Annotated in this window: 17 protein-coding genes; 11 read left to right on the top strand and 6 right to left on the bottom strand. The window is 63.2% G+C overall.

What is annotated here, in order from left to right; genetic code table 11:
- Nucleotide 1: 1 nt before the first annotated feature.
- From OKW43_RS38680 to OKW43_RS38665, 4 genes are all read right to left on the bottom strand, one after another.
- The gene (locus OKW43_RS38680; RefSeq protein WP_429453900.1) at nt 2-403 is read right to left on the bottom strand and encodes an ExbD/TolR family protein; all 402 of its coding nucleotides are present in this window, start codon (nt 401-403) and stop codon (nt 2-4) included.
- Nucleotide 404: 1 nt separating this feature from the next.
- Complete coding sequence (locus tag OKW43_RS38675) at nt 405-1,103, bottom strand: MotA/TolQ/ExbB proton channel family protein (protein ID WP_429453898.1); 699 nt, start codon at nt 1,101-1,103, stop codon at nt 405-407.
- 12 nt (nt 1,104-1,115) lie between these two features.
- On the bottom strand, nt 1,116-3,299 hold the full coding sequence (locus OKW43_RS38670) for a TonB-dependent receptor (protein WP_429453896.1): 2,184 nt from the start codon (nt 3,297-3,299) through the stop codon (nt 1,116-1,118).
- Between the two features lie 218 nt (nt 3,300-3,517).
- Nucleotides 3,518-6,307: an alkaline phosphatase family protein gene (locus tag OKW43_RS38665; RefSeq protein WP_429453894.1), complete on the bottom strand. Its 2,790-nt coding sequence runs from the start codon at nt 6,305-6,307 to the stop codon at nt 3,518-3,520.
- Nucleotides 6,308-7,129: 822 nt separating this feature from the next.
- On the opposite strand from OKW43_RS38665, the gene OKW43_RS38660 reads away from it, so the two are divergent.
- The 4 genes from OKW43_RS38660 (at nt 7,130) to gspF (ending at nt 15,293) form a co-directional block, all read left to right on the top strand.
- The gene (locus OKW43_RS38660) at nt 7,130-9,853 is read left to right on the top strand and encodes an alkaline phosphatase family protein (protein ID WP_429453892.1); all 2,724 of its coding nucleotides are present in this window, start codon (nt 7,130-7,132) and stop codon (nt 9,851-9,853) included.
- A 295-nt stretch (nt 9,854-10,148) separates the two neighbouring features.
- Nucleotides 10,149-12,551 (top strand): type II secretion system secretin GspD, encoded by a 2,403-nt coding sequence (gspD, locus tag OKW43_RS38655; protein WP_429453890.1) that lies wholly within the window; start codon nt 10,149-10,151, stop codon nt 12,549-12,551.
- A gap of 35 nt (nt 12,552-12,586) precedes the next feature.
- Nucleotides 12,587-14,071, top strand: a complete 1,485-nt coding sequence (gene gspE, locus OKW43_RS38650; protein WP_429454754.1) for a type II secretion system ATPase GspE — start codon at nt 12,587-12,589, stop codon at nt 14,069-14,071.
- A gap of 4 nt (nt 14,072-14,075) precedes the next feature.
- Nucleotides 14,076-15,293: a type II secretion system inner membrane protein GspF gene (gspF, locus tag OKW43_RS38645; protein ID WP_429453888.1), complete on the top strand. Its 1,218-nt coding sequence runs from the start codon at nt 14,076-14,078 to the stop codon at nt 15,291-15,293.
- A 75-nt stretch (nt 15,294-15,368) separates the two neighbouring features.
- On the opposite strand, the gene OKW43_RS38640 is transcribed toward gspF, so the two are convergent.
- A complete protein-coding gene (locus OKW43_RS38640) occupies nt 15,369-15,782 on the bottom strand; it encodes a general secretion pathway protein GspC (protein ID WP_187632427.1) in 414 nt (137 codons plus the stop codon).
- Nucleotides 15,783-15,918: 136 nt separating this feature from the next.
- Here OKW43_RS38640 and gspG point away from each other — a divergent pair, with 136 nt between their 5' ends.
- From gspG to OKW43_RS38605, 7 genes are read left to right on the top strand one after another with little or no spacing between them, the layout of a single operon-like run.
- Nucleotides 15,919-16,383 (top strand): type II secretion system major pseudopilin GspG, encoded by a 465-nt coding sequence (gene gspG / locus OKW43_RS38635; RefSeq protein ID WP_429453886.1) that lies wholly within the window; start codon nt 15,919-15,921, stop codon nt 16,381-16,383.
- Between the two features lie 50 nt (nt 16,384-16,433).
- Nucleotides 16,434-16,973: a GspH/FimT family pseudopilin gene (locus OKW43_RS38630; protein WP_429453884.1), complete on the top strand. Its 540-nt coding sequence runs from the start codon at nt 16,434-16,436 to the stop codon at nt 16,971-16,973.
- 49 nt (nt 16,974-17,022) lie between these two features.
- Nucleotides 17,023-17,418 carry a type II secretion system minor pseudopilin GspI gene (gene gspI / locus OKW43_RS38625; RefSeq protein ID WP_429454753.1) on the top strand — a complete coding sequence of 132 codons (396 nt, stop codon included), beginning with the start codon at nt 17,023-17,025 and terminating at the stop codon, nt 17,416-17,418.
- Nucleotides 17,396-18,070, top strand: coding sequence for a PulJ/GspJ family protein (locus OKW43_RS38620; protein ID WP_429453882.1), 675 nt, complete (start codon nt 17,396-17,398; stop codon nt 18,068-18,070). The genes gspI and OKW43_RS38620 overlap by 23 nt, the downstream gene beginning before the upstream one ends.
- A gap of 1 nt (nt 18,071) precedes the next feature.
- Nucleotides 18,072-19,235: a type II secretion system minor pseudopilin GspK gene (gene gspK, locus OKW43_RS38615; protein WP_429453880.1), complete on the top strand. Its 1,164-nt coding sequence runs from the start codon at nt 18,072-18,074 to the stop codon at nt 19,233-19,235.
- Nucleotides 19,236-19,263: 28 nt separating this feature from the next.
- The gene (gene gspL, locus OKW43_RS38610) at nt 19,264-20,673 is read left to right on the top strand and encodes a type II secretion system protein GspL (protein WP_429453878.1); all 1,410 of its coding nucleotides are present in this window, start codon (nt 19,264-19,266) and stop codon (nt 20,671-20,673) included.
- Nucleotides 20,670-21,173, top strand: a complete 504-nt coding sequence (locus OKW43_RS38605; protein ID WP_429453876.1) for a type II secretion system protein M — start codon at nt 20,670-20,672, stop codon at nt 21,171-21,173. Before gspL ends, OKW43_RS38605 begins: the two co-directional genes overlap by 4 nt.
- A gap of 138 nt (nt 21,174-21,311) precedes the next feature.
- On the opposite strand, the gene OKW43_RS38600 is transcribed toward OKW43_RS38605, so the two are convergent.
- Nucleotides 21,312-22,031 carry an IS6 family transposase gene (locus tag OKW43_RS38600; RefSeq protein ID WP_429453874.1) on the bottom strand — a complete coding sequence of 240 codons (720 nt, stop codon included), beginning with the start codon at nt 22,029-22,031 and terminating at the stop codon, nt 21,312-21,314.
- Between the last annotated feature and the right edge of the window lie 122 nt (nt 22,032-22,153).

Genomic DNA, 22,153 nt, shown 5'->3' with positions numbered 1-22,153 from the left:
GTCAATCCACCTTTTCCGGTTGCGCGGCCAGCGACACCTGCGTCACGCCGGCGGCGCGGCACGCATCCATCACGTTCACGAGCTTCTGCAACTGCGCGTCCCAGGCGCCCTCGATCGTCACCACCGTATGCGCCGGATCGGGGCGCTTCGCGAGCAAAGCCGTCAGGTCCGCAGTGCTGAACGTGTGTCCGTCGACGGATACGCTGCCGTCGGCCGCGAGCGTCACCGTCACCTTCGGCGGCGGCACGCTCTGCGCGCTCGCGCTCGACGGCAGCCGCATGCGCAGGCCCGCGTTCGGAATCATGTGCAGCGTGATCATGATGAAAAACACCAGCATGAAGAACATGATGTCGATCATCGGAATGATCTCGATGCGCGCCTTGCGTGCCTCGAAGTACCTCACGTCATGCTCCCCGCCGCGCGAGCGACCCGATCACCCCGTGCGGGGTTTCCGCTTCCGCGTCCCGCGCGACGTGGACATCCGGGATGCCGCTGGTCAGGCGATTGACGAGCGCGGTCTTCAGCGTATCGAGCTGATGCACGACGAGTCGCACGCGACTATGCAGGCCATTGAAGAACACGAGTCCGATCATCGCAACGAACAGGCCCGACGCAGTCGCGATCAGCGCCTCGGCGACGCCGCCCGTCACCTGGGTCGGCGCGTTGCCCGGATTCGACAGCACCTGAAACGCGTCGAACATGCCGACGATCGTGCCGAACAGGCCGAGCAGCGGCGCAAGCGTGACGGCGGTATCGAGCACCCACAGGAAGCGGTCGATGCGCGGCGCTTCGCGCATCACCGCTTCCTCGAGGCTCGCGGCGAGCGTGTCGCGATCGGCGCGTCCGGCGAGCCGGCCCGCGGTTGCAATCACGCTGCCCGTCGGCAGCCCGTCGTGCCGTTGAGCCCAGGCCGCGAGCGCCCTCGCGTTGAGTGCCTTGTATCCGTCCAGCTCTGTGAGCGCTGCATGCGCATGGCGCGTGACCCGCTGCAGGAACCACAGCCGCTCGATGACGACGGTCAGCGAGATGAACAGCAGCGCGGCGATCACATACAGCACACCGCCGGAATGTTGGGCAACGCGTAACAGGGTATCCATCGACATATTCGGTCCTCCTCAAAAATCCGCATGCAGGGTGACGTATGCGCTCAAAGGCTCGCCAACATAAGCGCCCGCCATGTTCGCGGCGACGAAGTAGCGCCGGTTGGTGAGGTTGTGGACGTTGAGGTCCACGCCCCAGTGCTGCGCCCGATAGCCGAACGCCGCATTCGCGATCACGTAGGCGGGCACGGAGTTGATGTTCGTGATGTCGCTGTAGACACGGCTCATGTAATTGACGCCGGCTCCTACATGAAAGCCGGGCACGCCGTAAATTGAGAAGTCGTAGGTGGTCCACAGGTTCGCCATGTACGCGGGCACGTCCTGAGGATTGTTGCCGACGGCCGATACGCCTTGGGGGTTGTCCGTGACATAGGCGTGCTGTGCGGTGAAGTTTGCAATCACGTGCCACTGCCGCATGATGCTCGCGTCGAGCGACGCCTCGGCGCCCCGGGACTTCTGGCCGTCGAACACGACCGTTTCGATGCCGTTGAGCGTCAGCGGCGAAGCCACGTTGTCACGCGACACATCGAACAGCGCAGTGTTCAGCACATATCGGTCGTCGAGAAACGAGAACCTGATGCCCACTTCGTATTGCAGCGCCGATTCCGGCTCGCCGATGCCCGTCTGCGTGTTTTCCGAGTTGAAGTTCGTCAGGTAGCTGCGCGAGATGCCGAAATACGGCGACATCCACGGCGTGAGCTTGTACAGCGCGCCGATATTCCAGCTCACGGGCGCGTCGTTGCGCGTGTAGGTGTGGCCCGCGAGTACCGGCTGGCCTTCGTTGTCGACGCGGCCGGGCACCGTGATGTTCGGCGTGAGCGCCGTGTCCCACCAGTCCTTGCGCACGCCCGCGCGAAGCTTCAGCTGGTCGGTCACGTCCACCTGGTCGGTTGCGTACAGGCTGTAGAAATTCCCGACCAGATGATCGTTGTCGCACGAGTGCTTCGAATCGCACAGGAACGTGAGACTCGCGATCGACGTTTCGGGCGGCACCGGCGCGAACACGTCCGGAATGTTCGGCAGGTCCGCCGTCGCGCGATCGGTATTGATCGTCTGATGCATGTACTCGAAGCCGGTCAGCAGCGTATGGCCGACACTGCCCGTCTTGAACTTCCACACGGGCTCGAACTGGTAGTCGAACGTGTTGTCCGAATCGTTCTGGTCGCGCAACTGCCGGTGGACGACCTCATCGCCGACGACTTTCGTGCTCGAGCTGTCGCCGTTGCCATCGAAGTCGAGGCTGCGATGCAGGAACGACAGGCGGTTGTTGATCGTCAGGAAGTCGCTGACCCGCCACGCGTCGGTCAGCGTTGGGCGCACGTAATTCGAGCGCGCAAAAGCGAACGGCGTCGAATATTTTGCGTCGATCGGCACGCCATGGATCGGCGTGCCGTTGAGATAGATCAGGCCGTACGAATCGGGCGTGGAGCGCGTGTCCTGCGCCTCGATCGAGAAGTCGAACTTGTGGTCGCCGAGCTTCCATTGAAATGCCGTCCGGATCTCCTTGTTCCAGTATGCGAGATCGCGGAAGCCGTCCGAGGTCGCGCCCGTCGCGTCGACGCGATAGTCGAGACCGGGAATGCCCGTCGGCCCGGTGGCGTATGTGCTGCCAGTCACCGTGCCAAACGAGCCGGCCTGCACATCGGCGCCGTAATGAAACTGGGGGGACGGCGTGTAGTGGACGATGTTGATCGTGCCACCGGGCGGCCCGCTGCCGAACAGCGCCGAACCCGGCCCTTCCAGAATCTCGACGCGCTCGACGCCGTTCAGCGAATGAACAACGCCGTTCACCTGGTCGCCGTCGGAGAACCCGTCCGTGTAGACCTGCGCCTGCAGTCCACGAATCATGAAGTGATCGAAGAAGCCCTTGGCGTCGGGGCCGCCGACGTTCACGCCGCTCGCATTGCTGACGCTCTGCTGCAGCCTGGTCGCGCCCTGCTCGGTGAGCAGCCCGCGCGGAATTTCCTGCACGCTCATCGGCAGGTCGCCGAGCGCGGTACCCGTCTTGCTGACGCCCGTGACCTGATACGGGTCGTTGACGTTATGGTCGCGCTCGGCTGCGGCCGTCGCTGCGTTGACGGAAATCTCACCGAGCGTGCCCGCAGGTTGCGTCTGCGGGATTTGCGTCTGTTGACCTTGTGCTTGCTGAGGCTGCTCCTGTTGAGCTTGTTGAGCCTTCGCCGCATGGGGGAATGACAAAGCGGCAAATAGCGTCGATACGGCAATTGTGGTTCGGGACCTTGATAAGTTCGTTGGCTTCACGCGGTGCTGGCTATTCTTTTAGACGGTAGTGAGAAAGTCGGCGGGGCGGCCGTCCGTAGGGACAGCCGCCCCGCCGTGACTGGCTACTTCGGATCTCGCGCATCAGGCAATGCAAGCTGCCCGATGCGCTCGAACCTGACAATGCGACGACCTGCTTAGTCGTCGTCGTCGTCGAGAGCCGCGACCGTTTTCGTGCCGTCAGCCGCGACCTTCGAGTAGATCGAGTGCGGGACGGGATACGGCTTGTCGCCCATCACGCCCTTCCATTGCACACGGTTGAACAGCTCCGGCGGAATACGATCTTCCTTGGAGAAGTCGAAGTCCTTCGTCGCGTTCGCCCAGTACGTCGCGTCATGCAGCGGATGAATGTCTTCACCCTGGGCAAACTGGTTGCCGTCGGTGCCGCTGGCCACGCTGCCCACGTTCGTGCCCTTCAGGATCGTCGAAGCAGCGGCCGTGTATGTCCACGAACCGTCCGACTTCGTGTCGAACAGGTCGGTCATCGGCTTGGCGTAGGCCGTATTCAGGTCCATGTGCTGGGTACCGAGCACGTCTTCCATGGTGCGGAGCGCGTTGACCTGGCTGTAGGCGGTGCTGACGACGGCGTGCTTCTTCACATACGCGCCGACGATGTAAGCCGTCGAGCGGTGCGAGTCAACGTGATCGGAACCGGCTTGCGAGTCATCCTCGACCACCACGATCAGCGTGTCCTGCGCATACGGGCTGTGCGCGACCGTCTCCACCAGCTTGCCAACCGCGAAGTCGTTATCGGCTTCTTGCTGCTCAACCGAACCCATCTGGCCGACGTTCTGCGCGAAGCTGCCGGTATGGTCGGAGCCCATGCGGACGAATTCAAACGCCGGGAGCTGGCCATTCGCGACGTACTGCTGGAACTCGCGGTTCCATTCGAGTTCGCGGAAGGTGTCCGGATAGGCCTGGTCGAAGCCGCGGTAGTACTGGTCCGTCAGGTTCACGAGGGACGGCTTGAGCGGGTGAGCCTGGACGTTGTTGGTACCGGCCGGGTTGAGCAGCGGGTTGGCGATCGTGCCGATCGTGCCGACGTTGTTGACCATGCCACCGTAGTTGCGGACCGAACCGCCGGCTTGCAGAACCGCGTCGTAGATGCTCGCCTTCTGATAGCCGAACGGCGCATCCGGCACCGTCACGTCGGCGATGCCGGGCAGCGCATTGGCCGCGCCGCCCGGCAGCGCCGACGTAGCGCTCGTGTAGCTGCCATTCGTGGCGAAGTCGCGCATGGCGGTGGTCGCGAGGCCAACCGGCAGACCGCGGTTGTCGCCTTCGGATTCATACGCCATGCCGCGGCTGACGCCAGCGTAGTCCTCCTGCTGCGAAACTTCCTCGGTCGGTGTGACGTGCGCATGCTGCACCCACGACCAGCCGTCCATCGAACCGTCGCCCGGATCGGTGAAGTTGTCGAGCGTGACGAAGTTGGTGGCGATGTTGTGGAAGTTCGGCGTGGTGGCCTTGCCGAACATCGTCAGCGTCTGATCGCCGTTCGAGCCGTTCCCGAGGTCGCCGAGGATCTGGTCGTACGTCCGGTTTTCCTTGACGACGTAAATCACGTGCCTGATGCGAGCGCGCAGGAAGTTCATCGTCTCGCGATCGCTATCCGTTTCCTTCATCGAGTAGTGGTTATTTTCGTCCACCTGGGTGGTCAGCCCGGCAAGCACATCGCCCGTCGGGACCGGGGCGCTGACGAGGCTGCTCTGTTCCAGACCGAACTGATACTGTGCCTTGGTACCTGCCGTGTAGAGGGGGTTCGGGCCAGTGACCGACTTGCCGTTGATGATGTACATCTGCGAGCCATCGGCGCTCAGCGTGATGTCCTTCGGCGCATAGGCGGTCGGGATCAGACCGTTGACATGGTAGCCGTTCTCGCCAGTGAGCGAGATCACAGCGATCGAGTTGTCGCCGTTGTTGACGGCATACAGGGTCTTGCCGTCCTTCGATACGGTCACATTGACCGTATCGCGGCCGCTGTACTTCTTGTTGTTGCCGCCGCCCGGGTCGTTGCCGTCGCCGGACTGGCTGGCGATGTCGATTGTCTTCTCAACGTTGTGGCTGACGGTATCGATGACGGCAATCTGGTCGGCGTTCGACACCGCGACGTAGAGTTTCGACTGGTCCGGCGAGAGCGTCATGCCGTACGCATTGCCCTTCATGGGGATGCGCGTGATGAATTGCGGCGCAGCCGGGTTCGCCAGGTTCAGCACCACGACTTCACGATCACGCACCGACGAGACGAACGCCGTGCCGTCGGCCTTCAGCGAAACCGCCCACGGGTATTCGCCGCCGGCGACGCCTTGCTGGCCCGACGTGTTGAACGGACGCAGGTCATATTCCGACACGAGCGTTTTCGAGACCGTGTCGATGATGGAGATCGAATCGTTGTAGTTGTTGGCAACGACCAGGGTCCGGCCATCAGCAGAGACAGCCAGGCCGCCAGCGTTCGGCTTCACGCCGGAGCCGATACCCATGGTGTGGTTCAGCGCGATGGCCGTGGTCTGGGACCATTGGGCCGACGGCGCAGCCGACGCGCGGTTGTACACATAGACCGTGTCGTCAGCGCCGCCGGTGCCGTACAGGGTCTGGTTGCCGTTCCAGGCGAGACCATCGAACGCGTTGTTCTGGTGAATGGCTTGCACCAGCTTCGGGCTCGCCTTGCTCGCGCCCGACACGTCGTAGATGAAGATGTACTGGGTCGAGTCGCCGTTGTCCAGTGTGCCGTTGTTCGCGCCGGTGTAGACGGTATTATAGCCAGCGGTGATCACGGCCAGCGTGTTGCCGTCCGGGCTGAGCTGCGACTTGATGGCACCGCTGACCACCTGAGTCGGCTTGGCCGAAAGTTGCGGGTTCAGCAACTGCTGGACGGCGCCCGGAATGGCTCGGGGGGAGACGAACTGGCCGGTAGGCAACAGTTCCATGTTGCCTTGAGGTGCTGCGCCTGCCTGAAGGCTTGGGAAAAGTACGCCACCAATCAGTAATCCTAATGTAACCCCAGACTGAATCGCACTGCATTTTTTCATTTCGTATCTCCAGAAGACAATCAGAATTGAAATCTCTGCTCCTGAACTGACCTTCTCAGATCTGTTCTGTTGGCCCTGATCTTAATATTGGAGCTTCTTGTACTGAGCTTTCCTGTTCCTCAGCCAGTGAAATTTAACGTTTGCGCATGTCAGAAACGTGAATCAACGTGTGGCGAAGAAATGCGGATTAACTGGTTGTGTAAGCAACTTGTTATTGTTGCCGGCGGAATTTTGCCAGCTTCAGCTGGGGGTTGTTTTTCATCGTTAGCGCTCTACGCAAGTCGCGTTCTCTTTGCAATACCCCCATCCGAACAAAATCCTGTTTCATGCGTGCCCGGCGACGAAGTGCAGAACGGAAGCCTGATTAGTCAGCGTGTGAGTCTCACTTGTCGCCCATCGGCGCCGAAATATGTCCTCAGGTGACGACTTCATCGCTGCTTTCTTCGTCGCACTCGATGCTGAATAAACGCTCCAAAGGACAGAAAAACGAGCTACGTCATTTCCGATACTAGCCTAACGGACGTTGTTGTGAACGTCTGTCGTCGCTTGACGACATAGTTTTCATTTCCTCCCCGCATGACACGGCAGCGTCACACCAATTGCGTAAAAAGTCTCTCGCGTCGAACGCGAGCACATCCAATGTTCGCTCTATAGGAATTCCGGCTTGCAGGCTGCAATCATCGGTGAGATGGATTGTCGTTCCCCTCCAGGAGTACTTCAGTGAAAAACTCGACTTTCTTACCAGCGCTGCTGGCGCTTGGCGTGGCAGGGCAAGCATCTGCGCAACTGCTAGAGAATTCTGCTGTGGCGACCTATCAGGTTGGCGTTCAGACAGATGGCTCTGTCGTAACCTCGGTCAACCAGGTCATCACCCCGGCCGGGATGCAGATCCCGTTGCCGCAGACCCGTGTCAACGCCGTCGCCATTCGGCCAGACAACAGGACCGCCGCCGCACTGACCATGGATTCCGGAGCGCCGATCCGGATCATGAATCTGGCGACTCGCACTGAAATCCAGGAATTCATACCGCAGGGTGGCACTAGCGGTGCCATCGCCGGGCTGCTCTACTCGGCCGATGGCAAGACGCTGTATGCCTCGCAGGACGGCGGCAACATCGTAGTTGCCACTGTCGCCGCAGACGGAACCCTTTCGTCCAACACCGTGATTACGGTTCCGAACGACGCGGCGTTCAACAACAATGGGTATACCGTTCCGAACAACGCCGGCTTGGCGTTGTCTGCTGATGGCACCAGGCTGTATGTGGCAATAAATCGGTACAATGCACTCGGCGTCATCGATTTGACTCAGCAGAAGTACGTCGGGCAGATCGCCGTCGGCAACGCGCCGAACAGCGTCGTCGTGGTGGGCGACAGAGCGTACGTCAGCAATGAAGGTGGCCGGACGGCTACTTCAGGTGACTTCACCGTCAACTCATCCGGCACGAACATCGTTGCCGATCGTGAGACCGGCGCCGCCGCTACCGGTACGGTATCGGTGGTCGATCTCAATAACGGGCGGACGATTCAGAACATCTCCGTCGGGCTTCACCCGACGTCCATGACGGTCGACGGCCCCTACCTGTTCGTCGCCAACACCAACAGCGATTCGGTTTCGGTAATCGACACGCGGACGAACTGGGTCGTGCAGACGCTGCCCATTCGGCCATTCGACGGTGCCACGTTCGGCAGTTCGCCAAACGGTTTGGTGATGACGCCGCAAAAGAAGCTGTATGTCGCGCTCGGAACCAACAATGCGATCGCGGTCTATGACTGGCAGGCTGCGAAGGCTGCCGCAGCCGCCGGCGAACATGCTTTCGGTAACGGCGACCGCGGCCAATTCGGCCTCGAAGGACTGATCCCGACCGGCTGGTTTCCGGGCAGTATTGCCTACGACCCGGCGACCAATCAGCTGCTCGTCGGAAATGTGAAAGGCACCGGTTCGCTCGGCGCGCAGAGACAAATCCTCGATCATGTTGGACACAGCGCCTATGCCGATTCCGGAACCGCTTCGGTGATCCCGGTGCCGTCGAACGACACATTGGCGAGCTACACGAAGCAAGTCTTCAAGAACAACGGCTGGCACAGCGGCGACGGCAGCGACCGGCCGGATCAGAATGCTCGTTCGCATGCAATTCCGGATGTCATCGGTGAGCCTTCGCTGATCAAGCACGTCATTCTCGTAGTGAAGGAAAACCGCACCTACGACCAGGTACTTGGCGATATCGGCCGTGGCAACAGCGATCCATCGCTCGTGGATTTCGGCGCCAATGTCACGCCGAACCACCACGCGTTGGCCACCCAGTTTCCGTTGCTCGATAATTTCTACGTGGGAGGCCGTCAGTCCGCGGACGGTCACCAATGGATCGTGCAAGGAATTGCCCCCGACTACATCGAAAAGGGCGGTGCCGATTTCGTGCGCAGCTATCCGTATAACGGTGGCGACAGCATGGTCTATGGTCCAAAGGGTTTCCTTTGGAACGCCGCACTGAAGAAGCATCTGTCCGTTCGGGTCTACGGCGAATATTCGGATCAGGAAACCGTGCAGTCCGGGTACAGCTCTGGTAGCTGGCAAGACTGGTATAACGACTCGCTTATCCTCGAAGGCAAAAAGCAAGGTAGCCTTCACGTGCCGATCGGCGGCTTCTATCAGTCCACGCAGATCCCCTCGCTCAATGCCCTCCTCGACCATCAGTTTCCGGGCTTCAACACAAGTATTCCCGATCAATACCGCATGGATATGTTCCTGATGGAGTTCAAGAAATTCGTTCAGCAGAACAACCTCCCGCAGCTGATCGTCATGACGCTGCCCCAGGACCATACGGGGGGAACCGCGGCCAACTCGCCCACGCCGCAAGCGGACGTGGCGGACAACGACCTGGCGATCGGGCGGCTCGTCGACGCGGTCAGCCACAGCCCGTTCTGGAAGGACTCCGCGATCTTCATCGAGGAGGACGATGCACAGAATGGCGTGGACCATGTCGATGGCCACCGTTCGCCGGTGCTCGTGGCGAGCCCTTACGCAAAGCGGAAAGGGTTCATCGATCACACGTACTACACGCAGATCAACGTCGATCGCACGATCGAGCAAATTCTCGGTATTACGCCGATGACTCAGTTCGATCAATCGGCGACGCCGATGTCGACTGTCTTTACGGACTACCCCGACTTCACTCCGTACACCGCGCTGCAGAATCAGATTCCGTTGAACCAGATGAACCCTGGTTCAATAGCTGAGCTTGAGATCGAACGTGCGTGGTCCCTGGCGTCCACGAAGATGTTTGCGGGTAAGCAGGCCAAACCCGATTCCGAGAACCCGAATATGCTCAACCACGCAATCTGGTATTCGGCTACTGGATTCAAGCGGCCCTATCCGGGCGAATCAAAGGTGTTGATGCCGTTGGCGGTGGCGCAACAGGCTTCGACCGCTGATGACGATGACGATTGAGCGCTATTAGCGTTCAGCTGGGGCCACTGGCCCCAGCTGTTATGAAGCGCCTTCGGCGACATGCTCATGAAGCTCCAGAAGGCTTTGTCAACCTGGCGAAACCGCTCACAAGCAGATCCCACTCCGCAGCCGTTTGCGGGCGCCGACATGGGCTATGTATCTGGCTTTTCCCGCACTCGGTGCAGCAATTTCCCACTTTCGCGGTGAAAATTTTCGGGAATTTGGCCAGGTTGACAAAGTCGGTCGACGGCTGCGGCTGCCGGCATCGATATCACATTCCATGAGAAGAAATTGTATGGGTTTGCGTCGCGTGGCAACGGCGCTGCTGGTCGCTGGACTGATCACCGCGCAGACAGCACAGGCAGAGGTGACACTGAACTTCGTCAACGCCGACATCGACCAGGTCGCGAAAGCGATCGGCGCTGCAACCGGCAAGACGATCATTGTCGATCCGCGGGTGAAGGGGCAACTGAACCTCGTGTCCGAAAACGCGGTGCCCGAGGATCAGGCACTCAAAACCTTACAGTCAGCGCTGCGCATGCAGGGCTTCGCGCTCGTGCAGGATCATGGCGTGCTGAAAGTGGTGCCCGAGGCCGACGCCAAGCTGCAAGGCGTGCCGACCTACGTCGGCAACGCGCCGACGGCGCGCGGCGACCAGATTGTCACGCAGGTCTTCACGCTGAGGAACGAATCGGCCAACAACCTGCTGCCGGTACTGCGTCCGCTGATCTCGCCGAACAACACCGTCGCCGCGTACCCCGCCAACAATACGATCGTCGTCACCGATTACGCCGACAACGTGCGGCGCATTGCCCAGATCATCGCGGGCGTCGATAGCGCGGCGGGCCAGTCGGTCGCAGTCGTGCCGCTGAAGAACGCCAATGCGATCGACATCGCGCAGCAGATGAACAAGATGCTGGACCCGGGCTCGATCGGCAGCACGGATGCGACGCTGAAGGTGTCGATCTCGTCGGATCCGCGCACCAACTCGCTGCTGATGCGCGCGTCGAACACCGCCCGTCTCGCGGCGGCAAGGGAGCTCGCGAAACAGCTCGACGTGCCGACCACGATGCCGGGCAACATTCACGTCGTGCCGCTTCGCAACGCGGACGCGACCAAGCTCGCGCGCACGCTTCGCAACATGCTCGGCAAGGGCGGCGGCGAAGGCTCGTCGGGCGGCACGAACGAGGCGAACTCGTTCAACCAGAACACCAGTGGTGGTGGTGGTGGTGGTGGTGGCGGCGGTCTGTCGAACACCAGCAATGCGACGGGCACGTCGGGCACGCCGCCGTTGCCGTCTGGCGGCCTCGGCGGCAGCTCGATGAACTCACCGATGGGCGGTGGCGCCTCGGGCTCGTACGGTAGTAGTGGCGGCTTTCTCGGCAGCGACAAGGAAAAGAGCGAGGACCAGGGCGGCGGCATGATCACGGCCGATCCCGCCACCAACTCGCTGATCATCACGGCGCCTGAAGCGGTGTACCGCAACTTGCGCGCGGTGATCGACCAGCTCGATGCGCGTCGCGCGCAGGTGTATATCGAGGCACTGATCGTCGAGCTGAACTCGAATACGAGCGGCAACCTCGGCATTCAGTGGCAGGTCGCGAACAACTCGGTGTTTGCGGGCACGAACCTCCAGACGGGCTCGAGCAACAGTATCATCAACCTGACCGCGGCAGCCGCGGCGGCTGGCTCGACCGGCGGCCTCGCGACGGCATTGGCCAGCTCGGGCCTGCAACAGGGCCTCAACGTCGGCTGGATTCACAACATTTTCGGCGTGCAAGGTCTCGGCGCGCTGCTGCAGGCGCTGTCGCAGACCGCCGACGCGAACGTGCTGTCCACGCCGAACCTGATCACGCTCGACAACGAAGAAGCGAAGATCATCGTCGGTACCAACGTGCCGATCCAGACCGGTTCGTACTCGAACCTGACGAGCGGCACGACGAGCGCGGCGTTCAATACGTTCGACCGTGTCGACGTCGGTCTGACGCTGCACGTGAAGCCGCAGATTACCGACGGCGGCATCCTGAAGCTGCAGCTCTACACGGAAGATTCGGCGATCGTGAACGGTACGAACAACGCGGCGACGAACCCGGCGGGCCCGGAATTCACGAAGCGTTCGATCCAGTCGAGCGTGCTGTGCGATAACGGCGAGATCATCGTGCTCGGCGGCCTGATGCAGGACAACTATCAGGTCAACAACAGCAAGGTGCCGCTGCTCGGCGACATTCCGTGGCTGGGCCAGCTGTTCCGCTCCGAGCAGAAGACCCGCAACAAGACTAACCTGATGGTATTTTTGCGCCCGGTCATCCTGAGCGACCACGGCACCACGCAGGCCGTCACCGCGAACCGCTACGACTACATCCAGGGTGTGCAGGGTGCGTACCGTTCGGACAACAACATCATGAAGGATCGCGACGATCCGGTCGTGCCGCCGATGCCGCTCGGCCCGAGCCAGGGCGGGGTGCCGGCGCTGAACCTGTTCGACCTGAACCAGATGCGCCGCCAGCAGATGATGCCGCAGCAGGCGCCCCAACAGGTTCCTCAGCAGGTACCGCCGCAGGCCGTGCCGCAAGCCTCCGTGCAGCCCACGACGCAACCGGTGCCGCAGACGATGCCGCAAACCGCGCCGCAACCGGCGCTCGCAAATCCGGCAAGCGGCGCGATGCCGAGCACGGTGTCGCCGGGAGCGCGTCCGTGACGCAGACGCCCGCGCAAGCCGCGCCATCGCAACGTCTGCTGAACGGTGAGGCCGCCGCCGGAGAGCGCGCGGCGCCCTCGCCGCTCGCCGCCCGGCTCGTGCCATACGGCTTCGCGCGCAGCGGCCAGATTCTGGTCGCGCATCAGCATGCCGATAGCCTTGAAGTCTGGATCAGCGAGCGCACGAGCGAAGCTGCGCTTGCCGAAGTCGCGCGCAATTACGGCACGGTATCGGTGGTGCGGGTGCCCGCCGACGAACTCGCGCAGGCGATCAACCACGCGTATGCGCGCCAGGACGGCAGCGCCGCGCAGGTGGTCGGCGAAGTGGAAGGTGAAGTCGATCTGTCGCGTCTGATGCAGGACATCCCCGAGGTCGAGGATCTGCTCGAATCGGAAGACGACGCGCCGATTATCCGCATGATCAACGCGCTGCTCACGCAAGCGGCTCGCGAGCAGGCATCGGATATTCACATCGAGCCGTTCGAGAATGCGTCTGTGGTGCGCTTTCGCGTCGACGGCACGCTGCGCGACGTCGTGCGGCCGAAAAAAGCGCTGCACGGCGCGCTGATCTCGCGGATCAAGATCATGGCGCAGCTCGACATCGCGGAGAAACGTTTGCCGCAGGACGGCCGCATCACGCTGCGCGTCGGCGGTCGTCCGGTCGACGTGCGCGTGTCGACGCTGCCCACCGGCCACGGCGAGCGCGCGGTGCTACGGCTGCTTGAAAAAGACGCGGCGCGACTGAATCTCGAAGCGCTGGGCATGGCATCCGACACGCTCGGCAAGTTCGACAAGCTGATCGGCAAGCCGCATGGCATCGTGCTCGTGACGGGCCCGACCGGCTCCGGCAAGACCACGACGCTGTATGCGTCGATGTCGCGACTGGAGACGGCGACCACCAACATCATGACGGTGGAAGACCCGATCGAATACGACCTGTCCGGCATCGGCCAGACCCAGGTCAACGAGCGGATCGGCATGAGCTTCGCGCGCGCGTTGCGCTCGATTCTGCGTCAGGACCCGGACATCATCATGATCGGTGAAATCCGCGACCTCGAAACCGCGCAGATCGCGGTGCAGGCGTCGCTGACCGGCCACCTGGTGCTCGCGACGCTGCACACGAACGACGCGGCATCCGCCGTTACGCGTCTGACCGACATGGGCGTCGAGCCGTATCTGCTCGCTTCGTCGCTGCTTGGCGTGCTCGCGCAGCGGCTCGTGCGGCGCCTGTGCCCGGTGTGCCGCGAAGAGCGCACCGAAGAGGACGGCAGCAAGCGCTGGCATCCGGTCGGCTGCGACCGTTGTGGCCAATCCGGTTACGCGGGACGGCGCGGCGTCTACGAGCTGCTGCTGATCGATGAAACGATCCGTGCGCTGATCCACCGCAACGCGGCGGACGCCGAAATTCTCCAGGCGGGCCGCGCGCAGGGCATGCGCACGCTGCGCGACGATTCGGAGCGCTGGCTCGCATCGGGACTGACGTCGCTCGAAGAAGTGATTCGCGTGACGGGCGGAGCATAAGCGCATGCCGGCATTCCGTTTCGAAGCGATCGACGCGGCGGGCAAGGCACAAAAAGGCGTGCTCGACGCCGACAGTGCGCGCGGCGCGCGCACCAACCTGCGCTCGCAGGGACTCACCCCGCTCGTCGTCGAACCGGCGGCGTCGCGTACGCGCGGCGAGCGCAATCAGCGGCTCGCGCTCGGGCGTCGTCTGTCACAGCGCGAGCAGGCCATTCTGACGCGGCAGCTCGCGAGTCTGCTGATCGCGGGCCTGCCGCTCGACGAAGCGCTCGCGGTGCTCACCGAGCAGTCGGAGCGCGACTACATCCGCGAGCTGATGGCGGCGATTCGCGCCGAGGTGCTCGGCGGTCATTCGCTCGCGAATGCGCTGCAGCAGCATCCGAAGGATTTCCCCGAGATCTACCGCGCGCTGGTCGCGGCCGGCGAACACACGGGCAAGCTCGGACTGGTGCTGTCGCGGCTCGCGGACTACATCGAGCAGCGCAATGCGCTGAAGCAAAAGATCGTGCTCGCGTTCACGTATCCGACGATCGTCACGATCATCGCGTTGGGCATCGTCACGTTCCTGCTCAGCTATGTGGTGCCGCAGGTCGTCAACGTGTTCGCGAGCACGAAGCAGCAACTGCCGTTTCTGACGATCGTGATGATGGCGCTGTCCGGCTTCGTCCGGCATTGGTGGTGGGCGGTGCTGATCGGCGTGATCGTGGTCGCCTATCTGGTGCGTGCGACGCTCAGGCAACCGGCGCCGCGTCTCGCCTTCGACCGCTGGCTGCTTACCGCGCCGCTGATCGGCAAGCTCGTGCGCGGCTATAACACCGTGCGCTTCGCGAGCACGCTCGGCATTCTGACCGCGGCGGGCGTGCCGATTCTGCGCGCGTTGCAAGCCGCGGCCGAAACGCTCAGCAACAACGCGATGCGTGAAAACATCGACGACGCGATCGTGCGGGTGCGCGAAGGGACGTCGCTGTCGCGCGCGCTCGGCAACACGAAGACATTTCCGCCGGTGCTCGTGCACCTGATCCGCTCGGGCGAAGCGACTGGCGACGTGACGACGATGCTCGACCGCGCGGCCGACGGCGAAGCGCGCGAACTGGAGCGTCGCACGATGTTCCTGACGAGCCTGCTCGAGCCGCTGCTGATTCTGGCGATGGGGGGCGTAGTGCTGGTGATCGTGCTCGCGGTGATGCTACCGATCATCGAGCTGAACAACCTCGTGCAGTAGGCGTAGACGTAGCGCGAGGCGGGAACAGAAAGGATTACGCGGCGTGCGGTATCAGCCGCGCAACCGCTTCGGGTTTCAGCGCACGTAAATGGTGGGGCCGCTGGAGTTGGCGGGTAGGAAGATTTCCGAGTGGGCGCCGTTGCGGTCGATGATGATCGAGCGGGCGCGAACTTCGGAGAGCTTCGTGCCTTGCATCAGCGTGCCGCCGAGCGACACCGCATGCGGCGGCTCGCCGCCGACGCTGACGATCGCCGCGGCGCCTTCGCTCAACGCGAGGATGCCAAAGAGATGGATGTCCTGATTGACGTTGCGTGTGAGTTGCCCGCCGAACAGCGTCGCGGCCTGATCGGTCGAGACCTGCGCATGCGCGGCGGCAGCCGGCAACGGCGCGCCGGACATCGTACTCAGCGTGATGATCCAGTAGGTCAGCGTCGCGCAGAAAGCGGCGAACAGCGCGAGCGACAGGAGGCGGATTTGGATGGCGTTCATGCGCACATTGTACGGACTATTGTGAAAATTGCGGTGGGTTGAAACCCTTCAACTGCATGACATTAAAATGATCGGCCCGGCGTGTTCAATCTGACGGCCCGGACCGAAAAATTCACCTGAAAAGAGGTAGTAATCTATGCAACTGTCGACCATTCGCCGCGCTAACAACGCGGGTTCGCGAAGCCGTCGTCAACGCGGTTTCACGCTGATCGAAATCATGGTCGTGATCGCGATTCTCGGCATTCTCGCCGCGCTGATCGTGCCGAAGATCATGAGCCGTCCGGACGAAGCGCGGCGCGTCGCCGCGAAGCAGGATATCGGCACCGTGATGCAGGCGTTGAAGCTGTATCGCCTCGACAACGGCCGCTATCCGACTCAGGAGCAAGGCCTGCACGCGCTGATCGAAAAGCCGACCACCGACCCGGTGCCGGCCAACTGGAAGGACGGCGGCTATCTCGAGCGCCTGCCGAACGATCCGTGGGGCAATTCGTATCAGTACCTGAATCCGGGCGTGCACGGCGAGATCGATGTGTTCAGCTACGGCGCCGATGGCAAACCGGGCGGCGAAGGCAACGATGCCGATGTCGGATCCTGGCAGTAAGCGCGCGTGCTTTACCGATGCATTGTTGTTTGAATTTCCATTGATCGTCGATGGCCGGCACTATGCGCACGTCCGCTTGCAAGTCCCGTGTGAACGCTCCGTGTACGGCTTCGCGGCCGCGCTCCCGCCTGGGTCGCGGCCGCGCGGCCGGCTTCACGCTGCTCGAAATGATGGTTGTGCTCGTGATCGTGGGCCTGCTCGTGTCGCTGACCGCGGTGACGATGACGCGTAATCCACGCACCGATCTGAATGAGGAGGCGCAACGTCTTGCGCTGCTGTTCGAATCCGCCGGCGACGAAGCGCAGGTGCGCGCGCGGCCGATCGCGTGGCAGCCATTCGAAGGCGGCTTCCGTTTCGATCAGCGCACTCAGGACGGCTGGCGTCCCCTGCGCGACGATCTGCTCGGACCACGTCAATGGGAAGGCGGCGTGACCGGTGTCGCGATCAGCTATCCGGGCTCGGATTCGCAAGCCGATCGGATCGTGTTCGGTACCGAGGCGATCGACGTGCCGGTGAAAGTCACGCTGTTTTCTGCGGCCGGCGAGGCGCCGATCGTCGGTACCGGCAATGGCCGATACAAGGTGCGCTGAGATGCCAATGCGTCGTTATGGCAGGGCCGCCAGAGCCCCTTCCCTTTTCATGATGCGCTACGGGGCGCGCCGCAAGGGGCGCGGCTTCACGATGATCGAGGTGCTGGTCGCGCTCGCGATCATCGCGGTGGCGCTCGCCGCGTCGTTGCGCGCGGTCGGCAGTCTCGCGAGCGGCGAAACCGATCTGCACCGGCGCCTGCTCGCCGGCTGGAGCGCGGACAACGCGCTCGCGCAAGTGCATCTGAAGCATGCATGGCCGAACATCGGCTCGACGAGCTTCGATTGCTCGCAAGGCAATCTGCAGCTGCGCTGTACCGAGCATGTGACGGCGACGCCGAATCCGGTGTTTCGCCGTGTCGAAGTGATGGTGACGATGCCTGGGCAAACCGGCAATCTCGCTCAGATGGTCACGGTGGTCGCGAATGAAAACAACCGCTCGCTGTGAGCGCCGCCGCCGTAACGGCGCGCGCGGCTTCACGCTGATCGAACTGCTGGTCGCGATCGCGATCCTCGCGGTGATCGCCGTGCTGTCGTGGCGCGGGCTCGATCAGATCATCCGCGGCCGCACGACGATCACGAACGCGATGGAAGACGAGCGCGTGTTCGCGCAGCTATTCGACCAGATGCGCATCGACGCGCGTCAGGCCGCCAGCGACGACGAATCCAGCCAGGCCGCGGTGTCGATCACCGGCAACACGCTGCAGATCGTGCGGCACATGGTGCTGCCGGGCACCGCGCCGCGTCTGCAGGTGGTGCGCTATCAGATCTCGAACGGCCGGGTGGTGCGCTACGCGTCGCCGCCGCTTGGCAACGTCGGCGAGTTGCGACGCGCGCTGCACGGCAGCGACGAAGGCTGGAACGCGGTGCCGCTGATGGGCGGTGTAGGCTCGATTTCGGCGCGCATGTACGTGCCGAAGCTCGGCTGGACCACGCAGATGAACGACGTACAGACCGCGATGACCGAGGCCGACAACAATCTGAAGGTGCCGCAACTGGGCAATGCGCCGCTGCCGCGCTCGGTGACGGGGCTCGAGGTCAGCATCGGTGCGACGTCACTCGCGCGGCCGGTCACGCGCGTTTTTCTGATCGGAGAATGAAATGAAATTCTTCTCTTGGTCATCTCCGCGACGGTCGTCATCTTGTTCGTTGTCTGTCGATGCGCGTGGCTGCGGCAAACAGACAAACCGCCGCGCGTCTCGCGGGCAACAGCAAGGCGCGGCCATCATCAGCGCGCTGCTCGTGGTCGCGCTATCGGCGATTCTGGTTTCCGGCATGCTGTGGCGCCAAGAGGTCCAGATTCGCCGGATCGAAAATCAGCGGCTGCTGTCGCAGGCACAATGGGTCGGGCGCGGCGCGTTGGACTGGACGCGTCTGATCCTGCGCTCGGAAGGCGATACATCGGCCGGCATCACCTACCTGGGCGGTGGGTGGGGCGTGCCGATCGCGAAGACGCGCCTGTCCGATTTCCTTGGCCAGATCGGCGAGGTCCGAGCCGAGCAAGGCGCGGCAACCTACCTGTCCGGTTCGATCGAAGACGCCCAGGCGAAATTCAACCTCCGCAATCTGGTGTCGAGCCCCGCGCCCGGCGTGATGCAACTGAACCTGGAGCAGATCGGCGCGTATCAGCGCCTGCTCGTGTCGCTCGGCGTGAATAACCAACTGGCGCAAGCCACCGCCGTCCAGGTGCGCAACAGCCTCTCGCAATCGGCGACCCGTTTCCCGACCGTCACCTCCACCAGCGGCACGACCGCGACCCCGGAGATCCAGGGCGGCGCCACCGGGGGCAGCTTCACCGAAAAACCCGGTCTCGAAGACGGCGACGACAACGTGGCGGTCGCGCCGCTCATGATGACGGCCGTCGATTCGCTGCTCGACATTCCGGGCTACACGCCGGAGATCGTCGCGAAGCTGCGGCCGTTCGTCACCGTGCTGCCTACGACCACCGCGATCAACATGAACACCGCGTCGGCCGAAGTGATCGCAGCGGTGGTGCCGGGCATGACCGTGTCGCAGGCGCAGGCGTTGGTCGCGCGGCGGCAGACCGTGTTTTTCCGCAACGTCGGCGACGTGCAGCTCGCGCTCACCGCGGCCGGCGTGCAATCGGTGTCGATCGATCCTAACCAGTTCGACGTCAACTCGAACTACTTTTTAGTCCACGGCAGTGTGCAGCACGAGCGCGCTGAAGTGGATCGCACGACGCTCGTCTATCGCGATCCGCTGACTCACGCCACGCGTATCGTACGGGTACAAGACCAACTATGAATAACGCAATCGACAGAGAGAGTGGCCTTTGAGCACGCTGATTGTCCTATTGCCGCCGCGTGATCCGGCGGTGCCCTCGCAGGAATGGCAACTGCCCGAGCTGCCGTTCGTGCTGCTCGACAAGGCGGGGCGCACGCAGCGCGCCGGCCGCTCGGCGCTCGCGCTGCTGCCGCGCGCGAGCACGACGGTGCTGATGGTCGCCGCGCGCGACCTGCTGCTGATGCCCGCGACGCTGCCGCCGCTGCGCGGCCCGAAGCTGCGCCAGGCGCTGCCCAATATCGTCGAGGATCAACTGATCCAGGACCCCCAGACCTGTCATATCGCGGTCGATCCGCAAGGGCTCGGCGATAGCCGGCACCTGCTCGCGATCATCGATCGCGGCTGGTTCCGTTTCATCTGCGAGGCGTTCACGGCGGCCGGTCATCGCAGTCTGCGCGCGGTGCCGGTCACGCGTTGTCTGCCGCAGGCGCCGGTGGCCGAAGCGGCCGCGGGCGCCAATGAAACAGTCGAAGTGCGCGAGCCGGTAATGGCCGGCGCGGCGAGCGTCGCGACGTCGCTGCCGGGCGTTGCGCCGGTGGTGGCGCCCGAAGCGCCGGCGGTCGTGCCGATGGTGGCCGCGGTGCTCGGCACGGTCGTGTCCACCGCGCCCGCGCTGCTGGTCGAAGGCGCGCTCGACAGCGGCGTGCCGCGCGTCGAGCTCGCGATTGCGCGCGGCGTGCAGGGCGAAGGCTTTGCGGCGCCGGCCAATGCGGTGAACGCGACGCTCGCCGCGCTCGCGGGTGCGGTCCCCGTGTCGCTGTACATGCTGACCGAAGTGCCCGGCCACGAGCCGAGCCAAGCCGCGACGAGTCCCGCGCGGCTCGCCGCGCATATCCACGGCGCGAGTCCGCTGCCGTTCGAACAGCTCGCGCGGCGCGCGCTCGAATGCCGCTTCGACCTGTGCCAGTTCGAGTTCGCCTCGCAGCCGTGGCGCCTCGATCGCGCGACGCTGCGGCGTCTGCGCCTGCCGATCGCGCTCGCGCTCGCCGCGCTCGTTGTCGCGATCGTCGGCGCGAACGTGCAGTGGCTGATGCTCGCGCGTCAGCGCGACGCGATCAACACGCAGATGACGGAACTGTTCCTCAACACGTTCCCGAAGACCACCGTCGTGCTCGACGCGCCCGATCAGATGGCGCGTCAACTGCAACAACTGCGGGTCGCGGCGGGCGAGCTGTCGCCGGAGGATTTCCTGTCGCTCGCCGACGGTCTCGCTCGCTCGCTGTCGCCGCTGCCGGTCAATGGCATCGCCGCGCTCGACTATCACGACCACCGCCTCGACGTGACCTTCAAACCTGCGATCAAGGTCGACCCCGACTTCGCCAAGCGCCTTGCGCGCAGCGGCCTCACCGGCGCGATCGACAGCAGTACCGGCAAGTGGATCATCAGGAACGGACAATGAAAGCTGAACTCGCTCAAACATGGGCTGCCTTCTGGGACCAGCGCACCGATCGCGAGAAAGCGCTGCTGACGTGGGGCGGCGCCGCGCTCGCCGTGGCGATTGCGTGGTCGGTGCTGTGGGCGCCCGCGCAGGAAGGCCGCGCACATCTGCGCGAATCGCTACCGAGCCTGCAACGGCAGCTCGCGCAGATGACCGCGCAGGCCAACGAAGCACGCTCGCTGTCGGCGGCCGCGCAAGGTGTCGCGCCGACCGGTGCGGCGCTGAAGGACGCGCTGAGCGCATCGCTGGGCGAGCATGGCCTCGCCGCGACGCAGGTGCAGTTCGTCGGCAACGCGGTGCAGGTGCAGATGAAAAACGTGGCGTTCCCGGCCTGGACCACGTGGGTCGACGACGTGCGCAAGCAGTTCAAGGTGCAGATTGCCGAGGCACACGTGACCGCGTTGAAAGACGACGGCCAGGTGGATCTGACGGCGTCGTTGCAGCCGTCGACGGCGAAATGACCGCGCCGTCACGGGATCTCGCATGACTTACTGGATGTGGCGCCTGCGTGCGGCGCTGCCGTGGCTGATGGTCGCCATTGTGGTTGTGGTGCAAAAATTTGGATCGGAGGCGAGCGAAGTGTGTGCAACCCAGTCGCTTCACGCCGCGAGCACGGCACTCCAGATTGCAGACGGAGTTTGGTCTTTGATACGTAGGCGACCGATGGCAAACTGGTTCTTGCGAATGCGATGCAGGAGTTCGACGCCGGCCAGCGTGATCGCCGCGCAGTCGAAGTTCTTGAACCCCAGCATGGGGCCAGTCCTCGACTTGACGCCGCGATGATCCTGCTCGATCAGATTGTTTAAATACTTCGACGAGCGGCGCTTCGTGTTGCGCCACACCGGATTTTCGCCGGGCAGTTCGCGCACTGCCCGATGTGATGCCGCGTAGCCATCGAGCGTGATGCTGGTGGGAGCCCGGCCCTGGGTCCTGAGCGCCTTGCGCAGGAACGCTTTGGCCGCAGACACGTCACGTTTCGGACTGAGCCTGAAGTCGACCGTATTGCCATCGCGATCAACGGCGCGGTACAGGTAGACCCACCGGCCGCGCACCTTGACGTACGTCTCGTCGACGCGCCACGAGCGGCCGGCTTTGCGCGCATAACGGGCCCAACGCTTCTCGAACTCCGGCACGTAGCGTTGGACCCAGCGCATGATGGTCGTATGTGCGACGTGTAGTCCGCGTTCCACCATCATTTCGACGAGGTCCCGATACGAGAGCTTGTAGCGGCAATACCAGCGCACGCAGAGAATGATGAGTTCGCGTTCAACGTGCCGACCTTTGAACAGTTCGTCCAGATCCCGGAGCCTCTTCTCCATCCTTATTCACCGCCGCTAAAGCCTCTACTTTAGCTCACCACGAATTTGCACCAGAACCCGTCGCGCCGATAGCGAAATACCGATCGCACATCGCACGAGGCGCGACACGTTATGGGCGGCGA

It is taken from the genome of Paraburkholderia sp. WC7.3g, assembly GCF_050436345.1.
Taxonomy (GTDB): domain Bacteria; phylum Pseudomonadota; class Gammaproteobacteria; order Burkholderiales; family Burkholderiaceae; genus Paraburkholderia; species Paraburkholderia podalyriae.
Note: the sequence above shows the minus strand (reverse complement) of the source record. Positions and strands in the feature narration are given on the sequence as shown.

What these genes read in the sequence shown, in the direction of transcription:
- gspI (WP_429454753.1), top strand. Translation starts at nt 17,023, where the DNA reads ATGATGCGCTACGGGGCGCGCCGCAAGGGGCGCGGCTTCACGATGATC.
- gspK (WP_429453880.1), top strand. Translation starts at nt 18,072, where the DNA reads ATGAAATTCTTCTCTTGGTCATCTCCGCGACGGTCGTCATCTTGTTCG.
- OKW43_RS38620 (WP_429453882.1), top strand. Translation starts at nt 17,396, where the DNA reads ATGAAAACAACCGCTCGCTGTGAGCGCCGCCGCCGTAACGGCGCGCGC.
- OKW43_RS38640 (WP_187632427.1), bottom strand. Translation starts at nt 15,782, where the DNA reads ATGAACGCCATCCAAATCCGCCTCCTGTCGCTCGCGCTGTTCGCCGCT.
- OKW43_RS38675 (WP_429453898.1), bottom strand. Translation starts at nt 1,103, where the DNA reads ATGTCGATGGATACCCTGTTACGCGTTGCCCAACATTCCGGCGGTGTG.
- OKW43_RS38665 (WP_429453894.1), bottom strand. Translation starts at nt 6,307, where the DNA reads ATGGAACTGTTGCCTACCGGCCAGTTCGTCTCCCCCCGAGCCATTCCG.
- OKW43_RS38605 (WP_429453876.1), top strand. Translation starts at nt 20,670, where the DNA reads ATGAAAGCTGAACTCGCTCAAACATGGGCTGCCTTCTGGGACCAGCGC.
- gspG (WP_429453886.1), top strand. Translation starts at nt 15,919, where the DNA reads ATGCAACTGTCGACCATTCGCCGCGCTAACAACGCGGGTTCGCGAAGC.
- OKW43_RS38600 (WP_429453874.1), bottom strand. Translation starts at nt 22,031, where the DNA reads ATGGAGAAGAGGCTCCGGGATCTGGACGAACTGTTCAAAGGTCGGCAC.
- gspF (WP_429453888.1), top strand. Translation starts at nt 14,076, where the DNA reads ATGCCGGCATTCCGTTTCGAAGCGATCGACGCGGCGGGCAAGGCACAA.
- OKW43_RS38630 (WP_429453884.1), top strand. Translation starts at nt 16,434, where the DNA reads ATGGCCGGCACTATGCGCACGTCCGCTTGCAAGTCCCGTGTGAACGCT.
- gspD (WP_429453890.1), top strand. Translation starts at nt 10,149, where the DNA reads ATGGGTTTGCGTCGCGTGGCAACGGCGCTGCTGGTCGCTGGACTGATC.